Below are 20,413 nucleotides of genomic sequence, written 5' to 3' on the forward strand. Positions count from 1 at the left end.
CTGAGGCATCCAGAGCCTCGGCTGTCCCGATCCGCGCAAGAAGCCCGGACCACTCATCATCGGAAGAAATCTCATGCCTCATCCCGATGTTGAATCACGCAAGGCTCCAAACGCCAACCCTTAAGTTAGCGCCTATGGGGAACAGTCCTTGCCCACCCGGAACATCGTCCCGCCCCGATGGACCCCACAGATCATGTGGCCCCCGCTCAGGAAGCAGAGGCCGCCGAACATCTTCTGTTCCGTGACGGGTTCACCCGCCAGGTCGTCGCGCAGCAATTGGGCAAGGCCTGGGTCGAAGGACATCGGGATCTCTGCACCTCCGGTGCTTGCCTGGGGCCTGAGGCTAGCCTATCTGGCGGCAAGAGTTTCGCAAAGGTGGCTGCATGATCCCCCCCGTCTTCATCCTGGTCCGGCCGCAGATGGGCGAGAACATCGGGGCTGCCGCTCGGGCGATGCTGAACTTCGGGCTGGAGCGGATGCGCATCGTCGGGCCGCGCGACGGCTGGCCCAATCCGAAGGCCGTGGCGATGGCCAGCGGGGCAGGGCGGCTTCTGGACCACGCGGGGCTGTTTCAGGACCTGCCTGCGTCGATTGCCGACTGCGACTTCGTCTTCGCCACCACCGCGCGGGGGCGGGAGCTGGTGAAGGAAGTCGTCACTCCAGAGCGGGCGATGGAGATGGCCCGCGCGATGGGCTCCGAAGGCAAGCGCGTCGGTGTGTTGTTCGGGCCGGAACGCGCGGGGCTGGAGAACGAGGATATCGTGCGGGCCAATGCGATCGTGACGGTCCCGGTGAACCCGGATTTCCCCTCGCTGAACCTGGCCCAGTGCGTGCTTTTGCTGGGCTACGAATGGCGGCGGCAGGCGGGAGAGGTGGCGCCTTCGGTCATGGAACTCGCGCGGACCGACTTTGCCAGCCGCGAGGACGTGGACCGGCTGGCCGACCACTTCGAAGAGCGGCTTGATGCGGCGGGGTTCTTCTTTCCCGAGACCAAGGTCGAGGGGATGAAGGCCAACCTGCGCAACATGTGGGGGCGGCTGGGGCTGACCCGGGCCGAGGTGCAGACCTTCCACGGGATGCTGCGGCAGATCGCGTTCAAGCTGAAGAAGCAGGGCGACTGACGGGGGCTGTCCACGCTGGTTGGGGGTGCAAGCTGTAACGAATCCAGTGACTTGTGCGTGGGCGTTCAGCATCTGTTAGGTATGATTGCTGCCCTCTGACAGGCTGGCATCGGGGTAGGGTGGGCAATACTGCCCACCCTACGCTGGCGTCAGCCCCCGGCGGTTTCGGCCCGCACGCGGTCAAAGCGCAGGGCGGCAAGGTCTTCGGGCGCGATCCAGTATTCGATCACGCCGCCGTCGCAGAACATCATCCCCGGACCATAGTCGCTGTCGAGGCACAGAAGCCGGATCCCCGACCCCTCGGTCGAGTTCGTCTTGGTCTGTGCAGGGCCAAGCATCAGATGCTGTGAGTGGCGCGGGCTGGGCAAAAGCGATGTCAGATGGGCCGCATAGAGGCTGGCGGGCAGTCGGGCGGCAAGGTCCGGATCGGTGACGGATGCACGGGCCAGATCAAGCAGGCTGCGCGTCAGGGCCGTCTGCACCTCTTGCTGCTGGTAGCGCGTACGGTCAACCAATCCGGCCAGCCAGCCGTGCAACCGCGTGAGGCGGTCCTGTGGAACGGGGGCCAGTGCGGGCAGCGTTCCCAGAACCTCACGCGCCTCCTTGGCAAAGGCGGCCAGGGTGCGCGCATGGTCGTCGGCCTGATCCGCCTCGGCCTGTTTGCGGACACGCTTTTCTTCGGTGTCGTTCCATTTGGCGTCGATCAGCGAACGCTCCGATGTGGCCCGGCGCGCGGCCTTGGTGGCCTGCTGCTGCAGACGGGTCACGAAGGCATCGATTCCGGCGCCACAGAAGGGAAAGCCATCGGGAAGGGCGCTGGGGTCGAAGACGGTGTAGGGGATCGCCTTGCCCTCGGGCGTCAGGATGGTCTTGCCCTCAGCATCCTTGCGCTGGCGGGTGGGGAAGACGTCGGCCAGACGCTCAGACTCCACCGGCGGCGGCATGACGGCGGCAAGGCTTGCATCATGCGCGGCGCGGGCCCGTTCGCGATAGTCGCGCTGGTGTGCTTTCGGCAGCGAAGTGTCCTCACCGGCCCAAATCTGCACCGCGGTCGGAATGACAGGCCATTTCGGATAGCTCCGCTGGCCCGGGGCGTCGTTGTAGCTGTTCGGATTGCCGCCGGAATGGTCGATCTCTGGCAGGTCATCCGGCAGCGCGCGGGGCGGGACGGATTGGCGGGCCTTCGGCACATGGACCACGGTATGACTGTCGGAGAGCCGTTCCTCATCAAGGTCAGAGAAGAAGAGGAGAAGCCCCTCGCGCGGCAGGGGCGAGGTTCCGCCGAGGGTCGGCAGGTCGGCGCAATCGACTTGCGCCAGAAAATGCTGAGGCAGGCCAGTCTCTGCGTTCCGGGGCCAGGCCGTGTCGGGTGGCAGGGAGGGCAGGCCACCTAGCCAGGAATTTGTCGTCACCGCCGCCCCGGGCGGCCACAGGCGATTGAGCAGGATGCTGTCCTGTGCGTGGCCGGCGACAAGGGCTGTCAGTTCATCTGGCGTCAGGCTGGCTTGGCTGTTGACGTCTGCGCGGGGCGTGCCGGTGCCGCGACAGGTTTCGCCCAGGCCGGTGCGGCGGGAAGCTCGTCGGGGACGTCGGCCACGCGAGACAGAAAGGCCCGGTGCGACGGGTTGAGGAGACGCGCCATCCGGATCTGCGCCGGATCGCCGGACAGGACCGAAGCAGCAGCCTGCAACAGACGTTGCGAGCGCAAAGGCAAGAGGACGGTCTGGACTGTGACGGGATCAAAGCCCGCCGATTGGGCAAGGCCGGCACGCGTGTCGTAAAGGACCTTCGCTTTCACGAGTGCCCACTTCGTCTCATCGGTGTCGGGTTGCGGCCGGTCGGTCATTTTCTGGTAATACCACCAGGTCACGGCCGGGCCGTCGATGTCTTCGGAAGCACCCGGGAACAGGACAGCGCCGATGCTGCGGCGCAGGAAAAGCCAAAGCCCGCCCAAGGTCGTGACGCCCGGCAACGGCCCGGTCCAGACCCGCTGCAGTTCAACGATGAAGAAATGGTTCTGATGCGGAAGATGAAGCATCAGGGCCTCTGTCAGGCTGTCCAGTCGGACCGGGCCGTAAAGCGGGTTCGGATGGCGCAGACTGACCGCCTGCGCCGCTGTGGCCAGTGCCTCGGCCTTTTCGGTCAGCGCTTCCCGCGGGTGCGGCCGTTCCAGGTCAAGATCGCCGAGAATGCCCAGGATCGCGAGCTTGGGGTTCGAGCGGAAGCCCATCAGGTCACGCTGAAGTTGCGGGGCAAGGATCAAGGCGAGCCGCTCAAAGACCAGAAGGCCCAGCCAGATCAGGCCCAGGACGATGATGACTGGCGCGGCGACAGTGATGATCTTGGCTTGCAGCATCAGTGCCGCGATGAGCAAGAGAAGGAACAGGTAAGCACGGTCAATCATAAATGCACTCATCCGCAGCGGTTTGATGCCGTGTTTGCGGAGGTGTTGTGGCATCAGGATGGCAGCTGCGCTAAGCTTGCCGGAAAGATCAAGAAAAGCAACGAGGTCAAGCGGATGGACAGGAACCTACTCTCACGGCGTTGGGCGGTGCTTGCGGGGTCGGCGGCGATGCTGTCGGCTTGCGTGTCGTCGGGCCGGTCAGGCGGGGGCGGTGGCTACCGAGCCCCGGACCCTGCGCCCCGGCCCGTGCCGAATGCTGGCTGGGATGCCTGGGTTGACGGGTTCAAGGGCCGGGCGGGGTCGCGCGGGATTTCGTCCGGGACGATTGATGCGGCGTTCCGGGGGGCGGGGTTCCTGCCCGAAGTGATCGAACGCGACCGCAACCAGACCGAGTTCAAACGGTCGCTGGAAGATTATCTGAACATTGCCGCCTCGGACGAACGGGTGAGCCTGGGCCGCCAGAAGTATGCGCAATACGGCAGCACCTTGCAGGCCGTCGAAAGTCGATACGGCGTCGAGGGTCATGTGGTCGCGGCAGTCTGGGGGCTGGAAAGCTTTTTCGGCACAAGGCGCGGCAATGTGCCGGTGATCTCGGCGCTGTCGACGCTGGCCTATGACGGGCGGCGGGGTGAGTTCTTCGAGGCCCAGCTGGTCGCGGCGCTGAAGATCCTGCAGGCGGGCGATGTCTCGGCCTCCGGCATGGTTGGCAGCTGGGCGGGGGCGATGGGGCACACCCAGTTCATCCCGACCTCGTATCTGGCCTATGCGGTGGATTTCACCGGCGACGGGCGGCGCGACATCTGGGGTGAGGACCCGACGGACTCGCTGGCCTCGACGGCGGCATACCTTTCGCGCTCCGGCTGGACGCGGGGGCTGCCCTGGGGGATGGAGGTCGTGCTGCCGCCGGGGTTCGATACGGGGCTTCTTGGGCGCGGAAACGGGCGTTCGGCCGAGGATTGGGCGTCGCGGGGCGTGCGGTCGGCCGACGGGCGGGCGCTGGCCGGCGGGTCGATCATTGCAGGTGGCAACGCGGGCGGAGCACCGCACTTCCTGCTGACGCAGAACTTTGCGACGATCCTGCGCTACAACAACGCGCAAAACTATGCGATCGGCGTGGGGCACCTGTCGGACCGGCTGTTGGGCCGTGGCCCGGTACAGGCCAGTTTCGGGCCGGATGCCAGCGGCATGACCAAGGCCGACCGGCAGGAGCTGCAGCGCCTCCTGACCGCACGCGGCTTTGACACCGAGGGGTCGGACGGGGTGATCGGGGCCAAGACCAAGGCCGCGATCAGCGCCTATCAGGCCAGTATCGGTGTGCCGGTGACCGGCGAGCCGTCGGTGGAGCTTCTGCGTCTTTTGCGCTGAGGGGTGGTGGGCGGATCGCCCACCCTACCGGATCGGCAGCGGGAATGATGCATCGGAGCTACGGATGAGCGTGGCCGGGGGCGAACTGGATAAGGTGATCTGCTGGCTGACCGGCCCTGATGGCGACAGTCTGGAGTTTGCTTTGGCCGAGGGCGCCGAATTTCGCCACTTCCTTGCCGCCCCCCCCGGCGCTGAACCCGGCACCTGAGACGGTAACGTGCCACTGCGACGTCCGGATCGAAGAGACGGCAGAGCCCCAGATGCGGGAAATCCGCTTTCTGGACAGGCCAGTGGACAAGCTGGCCAAGCGCCGACCGAGGATGAAGGTGCTGCGGCGAAACTGACGCGCGCGGGTAGGGTGGGCGATATCGCCCACCCTACGCTGCCGCCTTCACATGCGCCGTCCGGATCACGCGTTCGCAGTGCTGGGCCAGCACCTTGCGGTTCTCGAAAGCATCCACGGGAACCTCGGGGTGAAAGATCACCTCGACCCGTCCATGCTGCGGGGTTGCGAGCATTTTCAGCAGGTGGCTTGCGAAGTCCATGTCGCCCCACCAGCCATAATGCCGGGGGTCCGCGCCATTCGGGGCATGGAAGATCACGGTCACCGGCTGGATGTGCATGCTGCGTTCAAGCGCGGGGGAGAAGAAAGCCTCGAACAGCGTTGATTTGAAGGGCAGCACACGGATCGCGTCGGTGCTGGTGCCCTCGGGGAAGAACAGAAGCCGATGGCCGGCTTGCAGGCGGGATTCGAAGATGTCTTGCTGCTTCTTCGCCTCGGTCCCCTTACGCGCGATGAAGACCGTCCCCGTCGCGCGGGCAAGCCAGCCGATGCCCGGCCAACCGGCTACCTCCGCCTTGGCGACGAAATAGACCGTCTGCGCGGCGTTCAGGACGAAGATGTCGAGCCAGGACGAATGGTTTGCCACGATGGCTCCGGGCCGGATCATCGGGCGGCCGTGGACGGCAAGGGGCAGGCGCAGGATGACCAGCGCGGTGCGGCAGACGAATTTGGTGATGTGGGGAGTGACCGGGCGGGCCTGGCCGAAGAGCGGCCATTCGACAAGCCGGACAAGCAGCAGCACCACAAGCCCGCCATAAGTCAGCGAGCCGACCAGCGCCCCACGCCAGAGGACGCGCAGCCAGCCAAGCGGCGTGATCCTAAGGGGCGGCGGGGGCATGTCCTTCCAGTCGCTCATTGTCCCGCCTTGCGGATCAGGAATTCGCGGTGGCGGGCTGACATCTGACCGGTGTCCATCACCAGGCAGACATCCGTGGTGTTGAACTCTTGGTCGATCCAGGCCCCGTCTCCGACAAAGCCGCCCAGCCTGAGGTAGGCCTTGATCAGCGCCGGAGTGGCGGCCATCGCCGCGCGGCGGTCCAGGCGGTCGGCGCGGATCAGGTCCATTTCCTGCCGGTGGGGCGGCAGGGCGCGGACCCGCATCGCCGGGGGCGCAAGATGGTGGTGGTGAAGCCAGGACAGGGGCTGGGCCAAAGGCGCGATGTCGGTGCCGTGGAAGCTTGCCGCACCGAAGAGGATCTCGATCCCGCGATCAAGGACATACTCGGCAAGCCCGTTCCAGAGGTGGAACATGGCCGTTCCGCCGCGGTGGTCGGCACGGACGCAGGAGCGGCCAAGTTCCAGAAGCTTGCGGCCCGAAGCGAGAAGCGGGGTCAGGTCGTATTCGGTTTCCGAATAGAACCGCCCGGCGGCGGCGCGGCGGTCGCAGGGCAGCACACGGTAGGCCCCGATGACATGCGCATGGCTCGCGGGGTCGATGCGTCGGTCGACAAGGATCAGATGGTCGAAGAACGGGTCGAAGGCGTCGCGTTCAAGGCCTTGCACATGGTCCACCAGCGGGCCATCGCCGCCAAGTTCCCGGACGAAAACCTGGTAGCGCAGCGCCTGCGCCGCAGTCAGGTCCTCGGGCGTGGTGGCCAGCCGGACGGCGTAGGGGGGCGCTTCGACGGTCATCGGCATCGCTGAGGCTTCGGCTGACCTGACTTAGACATGGGCTGGCGGCATTGCAACCATCTGGCCCCGCGTGCAAAAGGCGCAGCAATTCCCGGTTGAGTTTCGGCCAGAGATTCGCACTATGGGCGATCAGAGCCCGCCACCGGCAAAAGGAAGACGCGCTTGCTGTCGATCACGACCTTCCCGGCATGTTCGAAGTTCACTGTCACCTTGTTGTCGATGTTCGACTGTACCTGACCCAGACCCCAGTCCGGCTGCTCCGGGTGGCGCACCAGCATGCCCGGTTCCAGAAGTGCCGACATTTCACGTCCTTTGCCCCGATAGGAAGATGCAAGACAAGCCCGACCTCGCCGCCCTCATCGCTTCGCGTATCTGTCACGACCTTATCAGCCCGATCGGGGCGATAGGCAACGGGGTGGAGCTTCTGGCAATGGAGCCGGGGGGAACCCGGCCCGAGATGGCGCTGATCTCGGAAAGCGTGGCCAACGCGAATGCCCGTATCCGGTTCTTCCGCATCTGCTTTGGCCAGGCCTCCAGCGACCAGCGCATCGCCCGGTCCGAGGTGGCGTCGATCCTGGGTGATCTGTCGCGCGGCGGTCGGGTGGGTTATGCTTGGACCAGCCCCACCGACCTGTCGCGGCGCGAGGTGCGGCTGGTGTTTCTCCTGCTCCAATGCCTGGAAAGTGCCCTGGCCTATGGCGGCAAGGTCAGCGTGATGCGGAACGACACCGGCTGGCAGGTCCAGGCCGAAGCGCCACGGCTGAAAGTGGACCCCGCATTGTGGGAGGTGCTGACCGAACCCCGCGCGCCGGCCGAGATCGGTGCGGCGCAAGTGCACTTCGCGCTGGTGCCGGATGAACTTGCGCGCCAGGGGCGGCGGCTGATCACCGAGATTGGTGAGACGACGATCCGGCTGACGTTCTAGGCGTCAGGTCCGGATCGTTCCGTCGCCGGTCACCAGATACTTGAAGCTGCACAGCTGCTCGGCCCCCACGGGGCCGCGCGCATGCATCTTGCCGGTGGCGATGCCGATTTCCGCGCCCATGCCGAACTCGCCCCCGTCAGCGAACTGGGTGGAGGCGTTGCGCATCAGGATGGCACTGTCGAGGCGGTCGAAGAACCGCTGCGCAGTGGCGTCGTTCTCGGTCAGGATCGCCTCGGTGTGCTGGCTGCCATATTTGCGGATATGGGCGATGGCTTCGTCGACGCCGTCCACCAGCTTTGCGGCAATGATCATGTCCAGGAACTCACGGCCGAAATCATCGGGTTGTGCTTTCACGGTGCCGGGAACCTTCAGAAGCTCGCCCTCGGTGCGGACCTCGACACCGGCCTTCAGCAGGTCCTCGATCAGTACGGCCCCGTGTCTGGTATAGAACTGCCAGTCGATCAGAAGACACTCGGCCGAGCCGCAGATGCCGGTGCGGCGGGTCTTGGCGTTCAGGACGACGCGGCGGGCCTTTTCCAGGTCGGCGTCGCGGTCGGCGTAGACGTGGCAGATGCCTTCAAGGTGGGCAAAGACGGGGACGCGGGCCTCGCGCTGGACCAGGCCGACAAGGCCCTTGCCGCCCCGGGGGACGATGACGTCAATGTATTGGGTGGCCTGGAGCATCGCCGTTACCATCTCGCGGTCCCGGGTCGGGATGAACTGGATCGCGGTCAGGGGCAGGTTGGCGGATTTGAGGCCGTCGAGCATGCAGGAATGGATCGCCTCGGAGGTCTCGAAGCTTTCCGAGCCGCCGCGCAGAATGACGGCGTTGCCGGATTTGAGGCAAAGGGCACCTGCGTCGGCGGTGACGTTGGGCCGGGATTCGTAGATCACGCCGACGACGCCCAGGGGGGTGGCGACGCGCTGGATGTGAAGGCCGTTGGGGCGGTCCCATTCGGCGAGGATACGGCCAACGGGGTCCTTCTGCTCGGCGATCATGCGCAGCGAGTCGACGATTGCGCGCAGGCGGTTGTCGTCAAGGCGCAAGCGGTCGCGCATCGGCGGCGTGATGCCGCGCTGGTCGGCGTCGTCAAGGTCGAGCGTATTGGCATCCAGGATCTCCTGCCGCCGCCGCCAGATGGCATCGGCTGCTGCGATCAGGGCGGTCGCCTTCCGTTCGGACGAGGCGCAGGCAAGCTCGGCCGCGGCGTCGCGCGCTTTGCGGCCGATCTCGGTCATCAGGTCGGTGAACTGGCCGTCCATTGTCTTCGCTCCGTTTTCCGTCCGGGGACCAAAATTCTTGAGTAAGAATTTTGTCAAATTCCTTACTTAAGGAATTTGGTTCCCTAGACCACCATGTCGTCCCGGTGCACCAGCGCCGCGCGGCCCTGGTAGCCGAGGATCGCCTCGATCTCGCCCGACCGGTGCCCGGCGATCTTGCGGGCTTCGGCCGAAGTGTAGCGTACCAGACCCTTGCCGAGAACCACGCCTTCAGGCGAAAGGATTGCCACAGGCTCTCCGCGGCCGAAGCTGCCGGTCACTTTGGTTACTCCGGCAGGCAGGAGGCTTTTGCCCGCGCTGAGGGCCGTCACCGCGCCCGCGTCCAGCACCAGCTCGCCCCTTGGCTTCATCGCGTTGATCCAGCGCTTGCGGGCAACCTGCGGGTCGGCAGAGGGGACGAACCACGTCCGTGCAGCGCCTTCGGCCAAGGCTTTCAGCGGCCGCAGGGTCGAGCCTTCCATGATCGCCATCGCGCAACCGCCCGCGACGGCGGTCTTTGCGGCCAGAAGCTTGGTCTTCATCCCGCCCTTGGACATGCCGCTGATCGGGTCACCTGCCATCGCCTCGATCTCGGGCGTGATGGTGTCCACGACATCGAAGCGGGTGGCCGTGGCGTCTTCCTTGGGGTTCGCCGTGTAAAAGCCGTCGACGTCGGAGAGCAGGATCAACTGGTCCGCCCCTGCGGTCACGGCGATCTGCGCGGCCAGCCGGTCGTTGTCGCCGAAGCGGATCTCGTCGGTCGCCACCGTGTCGTTTTCGTTCACGATCGGCACGACACCCAGGCTGAGGAGCGTCTCCATCGTCGCTCGGGAGTTTAGGTAGCGGCGGCGGTCCTCGGTGTCTTCCAGCGTCACCAGCACCTGCGCGGTGGTGATGCCGTGGGGGGCAAGGACCTCCTCATAGGCGCGGGCCAGGCGGATCTGGCCGACGGCAGCGGCGGCCTGGGATTGTTCCAGCGTCAAGACGCCGTCGCCCAGGTCAAGAACCTTGCGGCCCAAGGCGATGGAGCCGGAGGAGACGAGGACGACATCGGTTCCGCGCGCCTTGGCTTCGACCACGTCGACGGCAAGGGCCGAGAGCCAATCCTGTTTCAGGCCGGTCTTGCGGTCGACCAGAAGCGCCGAGCCGATCTTGACGACCAGCCGCTTGGCCGTCCGGATATCGGGCGCGGCAAGGCTGACGGTCAGGGTTGCCACGGGCCTTGCTCCTTGACGGGGGCCTGCGCGGTGATGGTGGCATAGATCGCGCGCAGGACCTCGGGAAGGCCCTTGCCGGACACGCCGGAGATGACGTGGACCGGGCCGCCGGAGGCCTTCTCCAGCGCGCGGCGCCGGTCGCTGATCTGTTTTGCGTCCATCGCGTCGGTCTTGTTCAGTGCGACGATCCGCGACTTGTCGCCCAGAAGGTCGGAATAGGCCTCAAGCTCGGTCACGATGGTGCGGTAGTCGGCGGTGATGGTGGAGGACGTGCCGTCGACGAGATGCAACAGGACCTTGCAGCGTTCGACGTGGGCCAGGAACTGGGTGCCAAGCCCGCGACCCTCGGACGCGCCCTCGATCAGGCCGGGGATGTCGGCCATGACGAATTCGTGCCCGTCGATGCCGACGACGCCCAGGTTCGGGACCAGCGTGGTGAAGGGGTAATCCGCGATCTTCGGTCGGGCGTTCGAGACGGCGGCAAGGAAGGTCGATTTCCCGGCGTTCGGCAGGCCGACAAGCCCCGCGTCGGCGATCAGCTTCAGGCGCAGCCAGATCGTGCGTTCGATGCCATCCTGACCAGGATTGGCGCGGGCGGGGGCGCGGTTGGTCGAGGACTTGAACCGCAGGTTGCCCCAGCCGCCGTTGCCGCCCTGGGCCAGAAGGACGCGCTGTCCCACGCGGGTCAGGTCGGCCAGAACGGTTTCCTCGTCCTCGTCCAGGATTTCGGTGCCCAAGGGGACCTTCAGCGTGATGTCATCGCCGGTCTTGCCGGTCTTCTGGCTGCCCATGCCCGGCTGGCCGGACTTGGCGAAGAAATGCTGCTGGTAACGGTAGTCTATAAGGGTGTTGAGCCCCTCGACCGCCTCGGCCCAGACCGATCCGCCGTGGCCCCCGTCGCCGCCGTCAGGGCCGCCGAATTCGACGAACTTCTCGCGCCGGAACGACACGCAGCCGGCCCCGCCGCCGCCAGAGCGGATGTAGACGCGTGCGAGGTCGAGGAATTTCATGCGAACGGCTTTCGGGCAGGGATCAAAACGCGGGGATACAGGAAGCGGGGCGGATGCTCAAGCAGTGCGGATGGCTCCTCGTGCGCCTTCGGCTTCTCGTCGCGGGAGGTCAGCGACGAGCGACGCAGGAGACGAGGAGCGTTCCGTCGCAGGGCCTTGAAGGCGGGGGAGGGCAGGCCTAGTGTCCGGGCCAAGACGGAAGGGTGAGCGGATGGCCACGAAGCGCAGCATTTTCGAAGAGGTCGGGGCAGAGCAGCAGGGCGTTGCGGCTCCGGTTGGTGGGGGGATCGACGCACGGCCGAAGGGGGCGCGGCGCGGCATCCGGCTGTGGCTGGTGGCGCTGTTCCTGCTGGTCGCGACGATGATCGCGGTGGGCGGTCTGACGCGGTTGACGGACAGCGGGCTGTCGATCACCGAGTGGCGGCCGGTGACCGGGGCGCTGCCGCCCCTGAGCGCCGAGGAGTGGCAGTCCGAGTTCGACAAGTACCGGGAGATCCCGGAATACCAGTTGCAGAACAAGGGGATGAGCCTGGAGGAGTTCAAGGTCATCTACTGGTGGGAATGGGGGCATCGTCAGCTTGGGCGCCTGATCGGGTTGGTCTGGGCGGTGGGCTTCATTGGGTTTGCCGTGGCACGGCAGATCCCGCCTGGCTGGACGGGTCGGCTGCTCTTGCTTGGTGCACTTGGCGGAACGCAGGGGGCGATCGGGTGGTGGATGGTTGCCTCGGGCCTGACGGGCGATCGGCTGGACGTGGCGAGTTACCGGCTGGCGACGCATCTGGGGTTGGCCTTCGTCATCCTGGGGTTCCTGGCCTGGTATGTCTTCCTGCTGGGACGAACCGAGGCCGAGCTGATGACCGCCCGCAGGGGACGGGAGGCGAAGCTGTATTCGCTGTCCACCGGCCTGATGCATTTCGCCTTCCTGCAGATCCTCTTGGGCGCGCTGGTGGCGGGGATTGACGCGGGGCGGGCCTTTCCGACCTGGCCCCTGATGAACGGGCAATTCTTCCCGGCCGACGCCTTCTATGTTCCGGACGGGCAGGGCGGTTCGCTTCCCCTGTGGCACGCCTTTTTCGAGAACCCGGGCCTCGTGCAGTTCATCCACCGCATGTCGGGTTATCTTCTGCTGATCTTCGCAGTCGTGGTCTGGCTGCGGGGTCGGAAGTCCGCATATCAGGCGACGCGGATGGCGTTCCATCAGGTCATGGCGATGATGGTCGTGCAGATGGTGTTGGGCATCGTGACGGTCCTGACCGTGGCGCATGTCCATGTTGCGATCACCCACCAGATCGGCGCGGTGATCCTTTGGGTGCTGATCCTGCGGGCGCGGCATCTGTCTCAATACCCCGTTTCGGGGTCGATCCGGGAAGGTACGGCATGAGCGCCTATGATGATCTGATGGCGTTCCAGCGCCAGACCGAGGCTTTGGCGCAGGTCGCGGGCCGTCTGGGCTGGGATCAGGAAACGATGATGCCCGAGGGTGCAAGCCAGCAGCGGTCCGAGGAGATCGGAGCGCTGGAGGGCGTGCTGCACGCACGGCGGACCGACCCGCGGCTGGCAGACTGGCTGGCAACAGCCAAGGCCCCCGATGCGGTTGGCGAGGCGCAGCTGCGCGAGATCCGACGCTCCTACAGCCGGACGATGAAGATCCCGGCCAAGCTGGCCGAGGAGATCGCGACGACGATGTCGCTGGCGCAGGGCCTCTGGGCCGAGTGTCGGGGGCGCGAGGATGTGGCGGGCTTCCTGCCAACGCTGCGCAAGGTCGTGGACCTGAAGCGGGCCGAGGGTTCGGCGCTGGCGGCGGGGGGCGACCCCTATGACGCTTTGGTCGATGACTATGAGCCGGGGATGACCGGGGCGGCGATTGCGGCGATGTTCGATGCGATGCGGCCCCGGCTGGTCGCGTTGCGGGAAAAGGTGCTGGGGGCCGAGGCTCCGCACGGGGTGGTCGGGACCTTTGGTCAGGATGACCAGCTGGCCCTGAGCCGGGAACTCGCGACAGTGTTCGGCTATGACTGGAACCGGGGCCGGGTCGATCTGGCGGTGCATCCGTTCAGCTCTGGCTCGGGCCATGATGTGCGGATCACCACGCGGGTCAGCGAGACGGACGTGTTCAACTGCCTTTATTCGACCATCCACGAAGTCGGGCACGCGGCCTATGAGCAGGGTGTCGACGCGGGCTATGCCTTGACGCCCATCGGGCGGGGGGTGTCGATGGGGGTGCATGAAAGCCAGAGCCGATCCTACGAGAACCAGCTGGGGCGAAGCCGGGCGTTCACCGGCTGGCTTTACGGGCGGATGCGCGAGATCTTCAGCGACTTCGGGATCGCCGATGCCGACGGGTTCTACAAGGCGGTGAACCGGGTGCATCCGGGCTATATCCGGACCGAGGCCGACGAGGTCCACTACAACCTGCATGTGATGCTGCGCTTTGATCTGGAGCGGGCCTTGATCCGGGGCGAATTGCAGGTCGAGGACCTGGAGGCCGCGTGGAACGACCGGTTCCGGGCGGATTTCGGGGTGGCGGTGGACCGGCCCTCGAACGGGATGCTGCAGGACGTGCACTGGTCTTGCGGCCTCTTCGGCTACTTCCCGACCTACACGCTGGGCAACGTCTATGCGGGGTGTCTGGTGAAGGCGCTGCGGGCTGACATTCCCGCGCTGGACAGCCAGATGGCCGCTGGGGACGTGTCGGCGGCGACGGGCTGGCTGCGAGAGCGGCTGCAGCGGCACGGCGGGCTTTACGAACCGCGTGATGTCGTGCGGCGGGCCTGCGGATTCGAGCCGTCGGAGGGGCCGCTTCTGGACTATCTGGAAGCCAAGTTCGGGGCGATCTACGGGGTGTGAGGGCCAAGCTGTCCACGGTGGACAAGATGATAATCCGCTTTCGATCAAGAATTTGGCCGCGGATGTTGGGGAAGTGTCAATGTCTTTGGACCGCTCACCTTGGGGCTGCTCGTCGTTGGACTTCGTCCCTCCTCGCTGGGTCGCGCCCGAAAGGAAGCCGACGGCGCACGAGGAGGTTCTTCTGACGGGGAGTTTGCGGTGACCGAGAAGGGCGGAGCTGCCGTCTGGCTTCTGGCCGGCGGTCAGACCCTGATCTATGCGGGCTGCTATTATTCCTTCCCCGCGCTGCTGCCCGACCTGGTGGCGGCGACGGGCTGGACCAAGGGCGAGCTGGCGCTGGGGCCGACGCTGGCCTTCCTGATCATGGCGGGGCTGACGCCGTTCACCGGGCGGCTGGTGGACCGGGGTCTGGGCGGCGAGATGCTGATCTGGTTGCCGGGCCTCTGCGCGCTGGGCGTGGCGGGGCTGGGGCTGGTGGAAAGTCTGGCCGGGTGGCTGGCGCTTTGGGCGCTGATCGGGGTGGCGCAGGCGGGCAGCCTTTACGAGACCTGTTTCGCCTTCCTGACCCGACGCCTTGGCGACGGCGCGCGGGCGGCGATCACCAGCGTCACTCTGGTCGCCGGGTTCGCGGGCACCTTGGCCTTTCCACTGGGGCACTGGCTGGGCAGCGCGCTGGGCGGGCAGGGCGCGCTGGTCGTCTTTGCCGGACTGATCTTCTTGGCAATGCCGCTGAACGCCCTGGCCGTCCGGCAACTTCGCCAGCGCGAGCGGGCAGGGCAGGTCACCCCACCCAGCCCGCCGGGAATCCTGCAGGCCGCGTTGAGAAAGCCCGCCTTCTGGATCATCGCGGTGGGCTTCCTGGCGGTCTACCTGAATCACGGCATCCTGATCACCTACGCGCTGATCCTGTTTGCCGACCGGGGGGCGGCCCCAGGCCTTGCGGCGCTTGCTGCGGCCTGCATCGGCCCTGCGCAGGCCGCGGGACGGCTGGTCCTGCTGGCGGCTGGGGCGCGGGTGACGACGACGCAGGCGACGATGGCCTCGCTGGGTGGGACCGTGCTTGCAGGGTTGCTGCTATGGCTGGCGGGCCTGGCGCCCTGGCTGATCTTCGCCTTCGCGCTGGCGCAGGGCGCGGGGATCGGGCTGACCTCGATCCTGCGGCCGGTCCTGATCGCCGAGATCCTGGGCCGTCAAGGCTTTGGCGCGATTTCCGGAGCGGCGGCGGTGGCTCCGATCCTGGCCTCGGCGGCAGCCCCTTCGGTCGGGGCGGGGCTTCTGGCGCTGGGCGGGCCGGGGCTGGTCTATGCCGTGTGCCTGGGGCTGGCGGTCACCGGGCTGTCGCTGATGGCGCTGCTTTTGGTGCGGCGCGACAGGTTTGGCGGCTAGAGTTTAAGCCTTAGGGCGCCGCTCGATGAAGGCCTGGATGCCCTCGGCCGTGTCGGGAAGCATGACGTTTTCCACCATGATGCTGCCTGCCACGGCATAGGCATCGCGCAGGGGTTTGCCAAGCTGGGCCTGGAAAGCGCGTTTGCCAAGCCGGATCGCGGCAGGGTCCTTGGCGGCGATGGTGGCCGCAAGCCTGTGGGTTTCCTCGGCCAGATGATCGGGCGGGGCAAGGCGGTTGACAACGCCCATCGCATGGGCGCGTTCGGCCGAGAGGAACTCGCCCGTGGTCAGAAGCTCGAAGGCCGCACCGGGGGCAAGGCGGCGGGTCAGGGCGACGGCGGGCGTCGCGCAGAAGAGGCCAAGGTTGATGCCGTTCACCCCGAAGCGCGCGGTTTCCGAGGCGACGATCAGGTCGCAGGTGCAGGCCAGCTGGCAACCCGCGGCGGTGGCGACGCCCTGGACCTGGGCGATCACCGGCTGGGGCATGGCCGCGATCTGCTGCATCACATCGGCGCAGTGGTCGAAAAGCGCGTGGAACTGCGCCTCTCCTCCATCGGGGGCAGAGCGGAAGGACTGCATCTCTTTCAGGTCGTGGCCGGCCGAGAAGGCCTTGCCCTCGGCGGCCAGGATCACGACGCGCACCCGGTCGTCGATGGCACAGGCGGCGAAGCTCTCGGCCAGGGCCATGAGCATCGGGGTGGACAATGCGTTCAGCGTCTGTGGCGACGACAGGGTCAGAGTGGTGATGCCGTCCTTGTCGTGGCGTCGGATCAGGCTGTCGGTCATTGCATCCCCCTGTTGCTGACGCCAGTCTAGGGGGGCAGGCCAGTGAGGGGAAGATGCAGCTTCGGATGGATCAGGCGGACCTGACGGCGTTCCTGGGCCGCGAGTTCGGCCAGATGGCGGCGGATTTCGCGGTGGAACAGGTCGGACCCGAGGGGCTGGTCCTGCGGCTGCGGGTGGCCGAGCGGCACCTGCGGCCAGGGGGCACGGTCAGCGGGCCGTCGATCTTTGCGCTGGCGGATGTGGCGATGTACCTGGCGATCCTGGCGCGGATCGGGCCGGTGGCGCTGGCGGTGACGACGAATTGTGCCGTGGATTTCATGCGCAAACCCGCCGCAGGTCGCGATCTTCTGGGCGAGGCACGCGTCCTGAAGCTGGGCCGGACCCTGGCGGTGGGCGATGTCATGGTCTTCAGCGAGGGGGCACCCGAGCCGGTGGCGCGGGCGGGTCTGACCTATGCGATCCCGCCTGCGCGTTAGGCCTTCGGTTTGGTGAAACGCCCTTCGATCCGGGCTCCGCTTTCGATTACCAGGGCCGCCGCATTCACGTCGGCCTTCACTTCGGACGAGGCGCGCAGCGTGAAGCTTTCGCACGAGACCTTGCCGTCGAACTTGCCCTTCACCTCGACCGTATGGGCGGTGATCGAGCCTTTCACCTGGCCCTCCTGCCCGATGATAAGGCCGTTGGCGGTGATGTTGCCCTCGATCTCGCCCAGAACCTCGACCGAGCCGGAGGATGTGATCTCGCCGGTGATGCGCAGATCCGCGCCAAGGACGGACCGGGCCGAGTTGGTGCCGGGCGCCGAGGGACGAGGTACGGGGGGGGCGGAGGTGGGGTCGGAGGTCTTGGAAAACATCTGCGCAATCCTTGGGGGATGGGTTGGGTTGATAAGGACGGATCACGGTTGTCGGGTCAAGGGGCGGCGTGCGCGGAAGGCGGCTTTCCCCGGGACGGATGTCGCAACCGGGGCTGACAAGGCGGGGGCGGGGTGGTCAGATCAGGCCGGGAATCAGGGGGTCATTGATGACGGATACGTTCTTCCAGCCGGTGTCGGGCTTCGAACTGCCGCGCTTTGCCGGGGTGCCAACCTTCATGCGGCTGCCGCATGTGCCGTTCGACCATCCCCGCTTTCCCGAAGTTCAGATCGGCCTGATCGGTGCACCCTGGGACGGGGGCACGACGAACCGGCCCGGAGCCCGGCACGGTCCGCGCCAGCTTCGCGACCAGTCGACAATGATCCGGGCTGTCAACGGGGCGACCTGGGTGGCTCCGTTCGAGGTGGCGCGGTGTGCGGACCTGGGGGACGTGGCCCCCAATCCGGGCGACTTGATGGATTCGATGGCGCGGATGGAGGCGTTCTATGACCGTGTCGTGGCTTCCGGGATCAGGCCGCTGACCGGGGGCGGGGATCACCTGTGCTCGCTGCCGATCCTGCGGGCGGTCGCGAAGGCGCGTCCGGTGGGCATGATCCAGTTCGACAGCCATACCGACCTGAACGACGTCTATTTCGGGACGTCTCGCTACAACCACGGAACGCCGTTCCGTCGGGCGGTGGAGGAGGGGCTGATCGACCCCAGGCGCTATGTGCTGATCGGCATCCGGGGCACGGCTTACGGGCGCGAGGATTGGGACTTTGCGGCGGCGAACGGCATCCGGATCATCCCGACCGCCGAGTTCCACGCGCGGGGGGCCGAGGATGTGATGGCCGAGGCGCGGGAGATCGTGGGGCAGGGGCCGGTTTATGTGACCTATGACATCGACTTCGTCGACCCGACGTTCGCGCCGGGGACCGGCACGCCGGAGGTGGGGGGGCCGACCTCGTGGCAGGCGCTGCAGGTGGCGCGGGGCTTGCGGGGGCTGGACGTGGTGGGGGCGGACCTGGTGGAGGTGTCGCCTCCGTTCGATCAGTCGGGCGGGACGGCCTGGCTGGGGATTTCGCTGATGTTCGAAATGCTGTGCGTCATGGCCGAGACGATTTCGGGGCGGGTCGCGCGGGGCTGAGGGCGGAGCGGGGGTTTCACACCCCCGCACCCCCGTGGGATATTTGTCCCAATGTGAAAGGATGAGAACTGTGCAGCCTGAGATGATCATCACCAATGCGAAGGTCCTGACGATGGACGAAGGCCGCCCCCGGGCCGAGGCGGTGGCTTTGGCGGGCGGGCGCATTCTGGCGGTCGGCGCGCGGGCCGAGGTGGAGGCTTTGGCGGGGCGGGGGACGCGCGTCGTGGATGCCGGGGGGCGGACGCTGCTGCCGGGGTTCGTGGAGAGCCATCTGCATCTGGTGCTGGGCGGCAACGAGCTGACGCAGTTGCAACTGGGCGGCGTCTCGGGGTTTGAGGAGCTGGCGCAGCTTTTCCGGGCCTATGCGGCGAAGAACCCCTCGCTTCCGCTGCTGATGGCGCAGGGCGCGGCATACGAGATTCTGGACCATCCGGTGACGCGGCATGATCTGGACCGGGTGATCGCCGACCGGCCCATTGCGATGATGTCTCCGGATCACCACACGGTCTGGGCCAATACGGCGGCGTTGCAGGCGGCGGGGCTTTTGCGGGGGGCGGAGATGCCTGCGGGCCATGTCGTGGTCATGGGCGCGGACGGAACCGCGACGGGGGAGCTTCTGGAGTTCGAGGCGTTCTCTCCCGTGCTGGCGCTGACCGGCGATCTGCATCTGCAGCTCGGCATCGCCACGGGGGGGGAGCCGTCGCCCTGGCCCGATGCGGAGCAGCGCGCCAAGGACAAGGAGAAGGTGGCGGCGGGGCTTGCGCATTGTGCGATGCACGGGATCACCAGCATGGTGAACATGGATGGCAACCGCTATACCTGCGTGCTGCTGCAGGAGATGGAGGCCGAGGGGCGGCTGACCGGGCGGGTCAAGGTGCCCTTCCACTTCAAGCCGCATATGGAGCTGTCTGAGTTGGACCGTGCCAGTGCCATGGCGGCGGAGTTCACCGGGGACTGGGTGACGAGCGGTTTCGTGAAGATGTTCATGGACGGGGTCGTCGACAGCCGCACGGCCTACATGCTGCACCCCTATCCCGGCACGACCGAGACCGGCGCGCCGCTGTTCGAGGCGGAGCGGTTCAAGGACGTCTGCCGCGCGATCTCACGCCGGGACCTGCAGATCGCGGTCCATGCCATCGGCGATGGGGCGGTGCGCCAGACCATCGACGGCTATGAGGCGGCGGGGCGGCCCGACCTGCGACACCGGATCGAGCATATCGAGCTGATCGACCGGGCCGATGTGCCAAGGCTCGGGGCCTTGGGAATCACGGCATCGGTGCAGCCCCCGCATCCTCCGGGGGCGATGGATTTCCCGATGTCGACAATGGCGCATGTGTTTCATCGTGAGCGGTGGCGCGATGCCTACCTGACGAAGACGCTGGCCGACCATGGCGCGCCCCTGGCCTTTGCATCGGACTGGCCGGTGACAGACGTCAGCGTCATGCGCGGAATCCAGTCGGCGCTGACCCGTGCGCCCTACGAAGACTGTCAGGATGAACGGGTGGGCCTGATGGAGGTCTTGCGCGCCTATACGGCGGGTGGGGCCTGGGCCGCGCATATGGAGGGTCTGACGGGGATGCTGAAACAGGGGATGGCGGGCGATCTGGTGCTGATCGACGGGGATATCGAGGCGATTCCGGCGGAACGGCTGGGCCGGACGGGAATCGCCCTGACGATCGCGGGGGGCAAGGTCACGCATGACCCGCTTTCACTGATCGGCAAGGGCGCGTAACGCCTTGATTTCAGGCGGTAAGATGGGGGTTCCGAAAAAATCGTCATCTTCCTGTCATTTTCTGCTTGCGGGTCCGGGGACCTGGGCCTAAAAGCCCCCTCACCGAAGCGGAAGAGAAGCGGAAACGCGGAACGGACGGGACGGAAGCGGTGGTGAAACGCCGCGACGACAATCTGGAGGCAAGACGGCAGGTACGCCAGAAGTTCTGGTGTGCTGCGTGTTTTGTGTCCGTGCTCTTTGAACCTTATTGGAAAATGAAGGGATATGCGGGCGGTTTGGGCGCATCGGCGTCAGATCGCAGCATATCGGCCTACTAGGGGAGTTACCGCGAGGTAACCGACCGATGATGTAGGTGTCAGCTTCACTGTCTTGGCAGGGTTGTTCGCG

General features: G+C 66.4%; 22 protein-coding genes. 11 read left to right on the forward strand and 11 right to left on the reverse strand.

Annotated features, from left to right (window positions below; translation table 11 throughout):
• Window positions 1–132: 132 nt before the first annotated feature.
• Window positions 133–303 carry a TfoX/Sxy family protein gene (locus tag U1E69_RS14555; protein ID WP_322245093.1) on the reverse strand — a complete coding sequence of 57 codons (171 nt, stop codon included), beginning with the start codon at window positions 301–303 and terminating at the stop codon, window positions 133–135.
• An 80-nt stretch (window positions 304–383) separates the two neighbouring features.
• Between U1E69_RS14555 and U1E69_RS14560 the strand changes: the two genes are divergently transcribed.
• A complete protein-coding gene (locus U1E69_RS14560) occupies window positions 384–1,121 on the forward strand; it encodes an RNA methyltransferase (RefSeq protein WP_322245094.1) in 738 nt (245 codons plus the stop codon).
• Window positions 1,122–1,270: 149 nt separating this feature from the next.
• Here U1E69_RS14560 and U1E69_RS14565 read toward each other — a convergent pair whose 3' ends face one another.
• A complete protein-coding gene (locus U1E69_RS14565) occupies window positions 1,271–2,533 on the reverse strand; it encodes a DUF1963 domain-containing protein (protein WP_322245095.1) in 1,263 nt (420 codons plus the stop codon).
• 83 nt (window positions 2,534–2,616) lie between these two features.
• Window positions 2,617–3,525, reverse strand: coding sequence for a hypothetical protein (locus U1E69_RS14570; protein ID WP_322245096.1), 909 nt, complete (start codon window positions 3,523–3,525; stop codon window positions 2,617–2,619).
• A 114-nt stretch (window positions 3,526–3,639) separates the two neighbouring features.
• Between U1E69_RS14570 and U1E69_RS14575 the strand changes: the two genes are divergently transcribed.
• The 3 genes from U1E69_RS14575 to U1E69_RS22630 all read left to right on the forward strand — a co-directional run bounded on the left by U1E69_RS14575 (window position 3,640) and on the right by U1E69_RS22630 (window position 5,234).
• Window positions 3,640–4,890 (forward strand): lytic murein transglycosylase, encoded by a 1,251-nt coding sequence (locus U1E69_RS14575; RefSeq protein WP_322245098.1) that lies wholly within the window; start codon window positions 3,640–3,642, stop codon window positions 4,888–4,890.
• A gap of 64 nt (window positions 4,891–4,954) precedes the next feature.
• The gene (locus tag U1E69_RS14580; RefSeq protein WP_322245099.1) at window positions 4,955–5,098 is read left to right on the forward strand and encodes a DUF2200 family protein; all 144 of its coding nucleotides are present in this window, start codon (window positions 4,955–4,957) and stop codon (window positions 5,096–5,098) included.
• Window positions 5,064–5,234 carry a DUF2200 family protein gene (locus U1E69_RS22630; protein ID WP_416200288.1) on the forward strand — a complete coding sequence of 57 codons (171 nt, stop codon included), beginning with the start codon at window positions 5,064–5,066 and terminating at the stop codon, window positions 5,232–5,234. Before U1E69_RS14580 ends, U1E69_RS22630 begins: the two co-directional genes overlap by 35 nt.
• 33 nt (window positions 5,235–5,267) lie before the next feature.
• Here U1E69_RS22630 and U1E69_RS14585 read toward each other — a convergent pair whose 3' ends face one another.
• The 3 genes from U1E69_RS14585 to U1E69_RS14595 all read right to left on the reverse strand — a co-directional run bounded on the left by U1E69_RS14585 (window position 5,268) and on the right by U1E69_RS14595 (window position 7,167).
• Window positions 5,268–6,089: a lysophospholipid acyltransferase family protein gene (locus tag U1E69_RS14585; protein ID WP_322245100.1), complete on the reverse strand. Its 822-nt coding sequence runs from the start codon at window positions 6,087–6,089 to the stop codon at window positions 5,268–5,270.
• Complete coding sequence (locus U1E69_RS14590) at window positions 6,086–6,865, reverse strand: GNAT family N-acetyltransferase (protein WP_322245120.1); 780 nt, start codon at window positions 6,863–6,865, stop codon at window positions 6,086–6,088. Before U1E69_RS14590 ends, U1E69_RS14585 begins: the two co-directional genes overlap by 4 nt.
• Before the next feature lie 119 nt (window positions 6,866–6,984).
• Complete coding sequence (locus U1E69_RS14595; RefSeq protein WP_322245101.1) at window positions 6,985–7,167, reverse strand: DUF3553 domain-containing protein; 183 nt, start codon at window positions 7,165–7,167, stop codon at window positions 6,985–6,987.
• Window positions 7,168–7,193: 26 nt separating this feature from the next.
• Here U1E69_RS14595 and U1E69_RS14600 point away from each other — a divergent pair, with 26 nt between their 5' ends.
• Window positions 7,194–7,790 carry a histidine phosphotransferase family protein gene (locus U1E69_RS14600; protein ID WP_322245102.1) on the forward strand — a complete coding sequence of 199 codons (597 nt, stop codon included), beginning with the start codon at window positions 7,194–7,196 and terminating at the stop codon, window positions 7,788–7,790.
• Between the two features lie 3 nt (window positions 7,791–7,793).
• Here the strand turns inward: U1E69_RS14600 and U1E69_RS14605 are convergent, their stop codons facing one another.
• From U1E69_RS14605 to obgE, 3 genes are all read right to left on the reverse strand, one after another.
• Window positions 7,794–9,053 (reverse strand): glutamate-5-semialdehyde dehydrogenase, encoded by a 1,260-nt coding sequence (locus U1E69_RS14605; protein WP_322245104.1) that lies wholly within the window; start codon window positions 9,051–9,053, stop codon window positions 7,794–7,796.
• An 83-nt stretch (window positions 9,054–9,136) separates the two neighbouring features.
• Complete coding sequence (proB, locus tag U1E69_RS14610; RefSeq protein ID WP_322245105.1) at window positions 9,137–10,267, reverse strand: glutamate 5-kinase; 1,131 nt, start codon at window positions 10,265–10,267, stop codon at window positions 9,137–9,139.
• Window positions 10,255–11,277: a GTPase ObgE gene (gene obgE / locus U1E69_RS14615; RefSeq protein ID WP_322245106.1), complete on the reverse strand. Its 1,023-nt coding sequence runs from the start codon at window positions 11,275–11,277 to the stop codon at window positions 10,255–10,257. Before obgE ends, proB begins: the two co-directional genes overlap by 13 nt.
• Window positions 11,278–11,488: 211 nt before the next feature.
• On the opposite strand from obgE, the gene ctaA reads away from it, so the two are divergent.
• The 3 genes from ctaA to U1E69_RS14630 all read left to right on the forward strand — a co-directional run bounded on the left by ctaA (window position 11,489) and on the right by U1E69_RS14630 (window position 15,510).
• The gene (gene ctaA / locus U1E69_RS14620) at window positions 11,489–12,658 is read left to right on the forward strand and encodes a heme A synthase (protein ID WP_322245107.1); all 1,170 of its coding nucleotides are present in this window, start codon (window positions 11,489–11,491) and stop codon (window positions 12,656–12,658) included.
• Complete coding sequence (locus U1E69_RS14625; protein WP_322245109.1) at window positions 12,655–14,124, forward strand: carboxypeptidase M32; 1,470 nt, start codon at window positions 12,655–12,657, stop codon at window positions 14,122–14,124. The genes ctaA and U1E69_RS14625 overlap by 4 nt, the downstream gene beginning before the upstream one ends.
• 198 nt (window positions 14,125–14,322) lie before the next feature.
• Window positions 14,323–15,510 (forward strand): MFS transporter, encoded by a 1,188-nt coding sequence (locus U1E69_RS14630; RefSeq protein ID WP_322245111.1) that lies wholly within the window; start codon window positions 14,323–14,325, stop codon window positions 15,508–15,510.
• A gap of 3 nt (window positions 15,511–15,513) precedes the next feature.
• On the opposite strand, the gene U1E69_RS14635 is transcribed toward U1E69_RS14630, so the two are convergent.
• Window positions 15,514–16,296 (reverse strand): enoyl-CoA hydratase, encoded by a 783-nt coding sequence (locus U1E69_RS14635; protein ID WP_322245113.1) that lies wholly within the window; start codon window positions 16,294–16,296, stop codon window positions 15,514–15,516.
• Between the two features lie 53 nt (window positions 16,297–16,349).
• Here U1E69_RS14635 and U1E69_RS14640 point away from each other — a divergent pair, with 53 nt between their 5' ends.
• Window positions 16,350–16,772, forward strand: coding sequence for a PaaI family thioesterase (locus tag U1E69_RS14640; RefSeq protein ID WP_322245115.1), 423 nt, complete (start codon window positions 16,350–16,352; stop codon window positions 16,770–16,772).
• On the opposite strand, the gene U1E69_RS14645 is transcribed toward U1E69_RS14640, so the two are convergent.
• Window positions 16,769–17,149 (reverse strand): polymer-forming cytoskeletal protein, encoded by a 381-nt coding sequence (locus U1E69_RS14645; RefSeq protein WP_322245116.1) that lies wholly within the window; start codon window positions 17,147–17,149, stop codon window positions 16,769–16,771. The two genes, U1E69_RS14640 and U1E69_RS14645, sit on opposite strands and share 4 nt — an antisense overlap.
• Window positions 17,150–17,316: 167 nt before the next feature.
• Here U1E69_RS14645 and speB point away from each other — a divergent pair, with 167 nt between their 5' ends.
• Together speB and U1E69_RS14655 are read left to right on the forward strand one after the other, a co-directional pair.
• Window positions 17,317–18,294: an agmatinase gene (gene speB / locus U1E69_RS14650; RefSeq protein WP_322245117.1), complete on the forward strand. Its 978-nt coding sequence runs from the start codon at window positions 17,317–17,319 to the stop codon at window positions 18,292–18,294.
• Between the two features lie 70 nt (window positions 18,295–18,364).
• Window positions 18,365–20,026 (forward strand): amidohydrolase, encoded by a 1,662-nt coding sequence (locus U1E69_RS14655; protein WP_416200289.1) that lies wholly within the window; start codon window positions 18,365–18,367, stop codon window positions 20,024–20,026.
• Window positions 20,027–20,413 lie beyond the last annotated feature (387 nt).

This window comes from Tabrizicola sp., from assembly GCF_034366665.1.
Lineage (GTDB): Bacteria > Pseudomonadota > Alphaproteobacteria > Rhodobacterales > Rhodobacteraceae > Tabrizicola.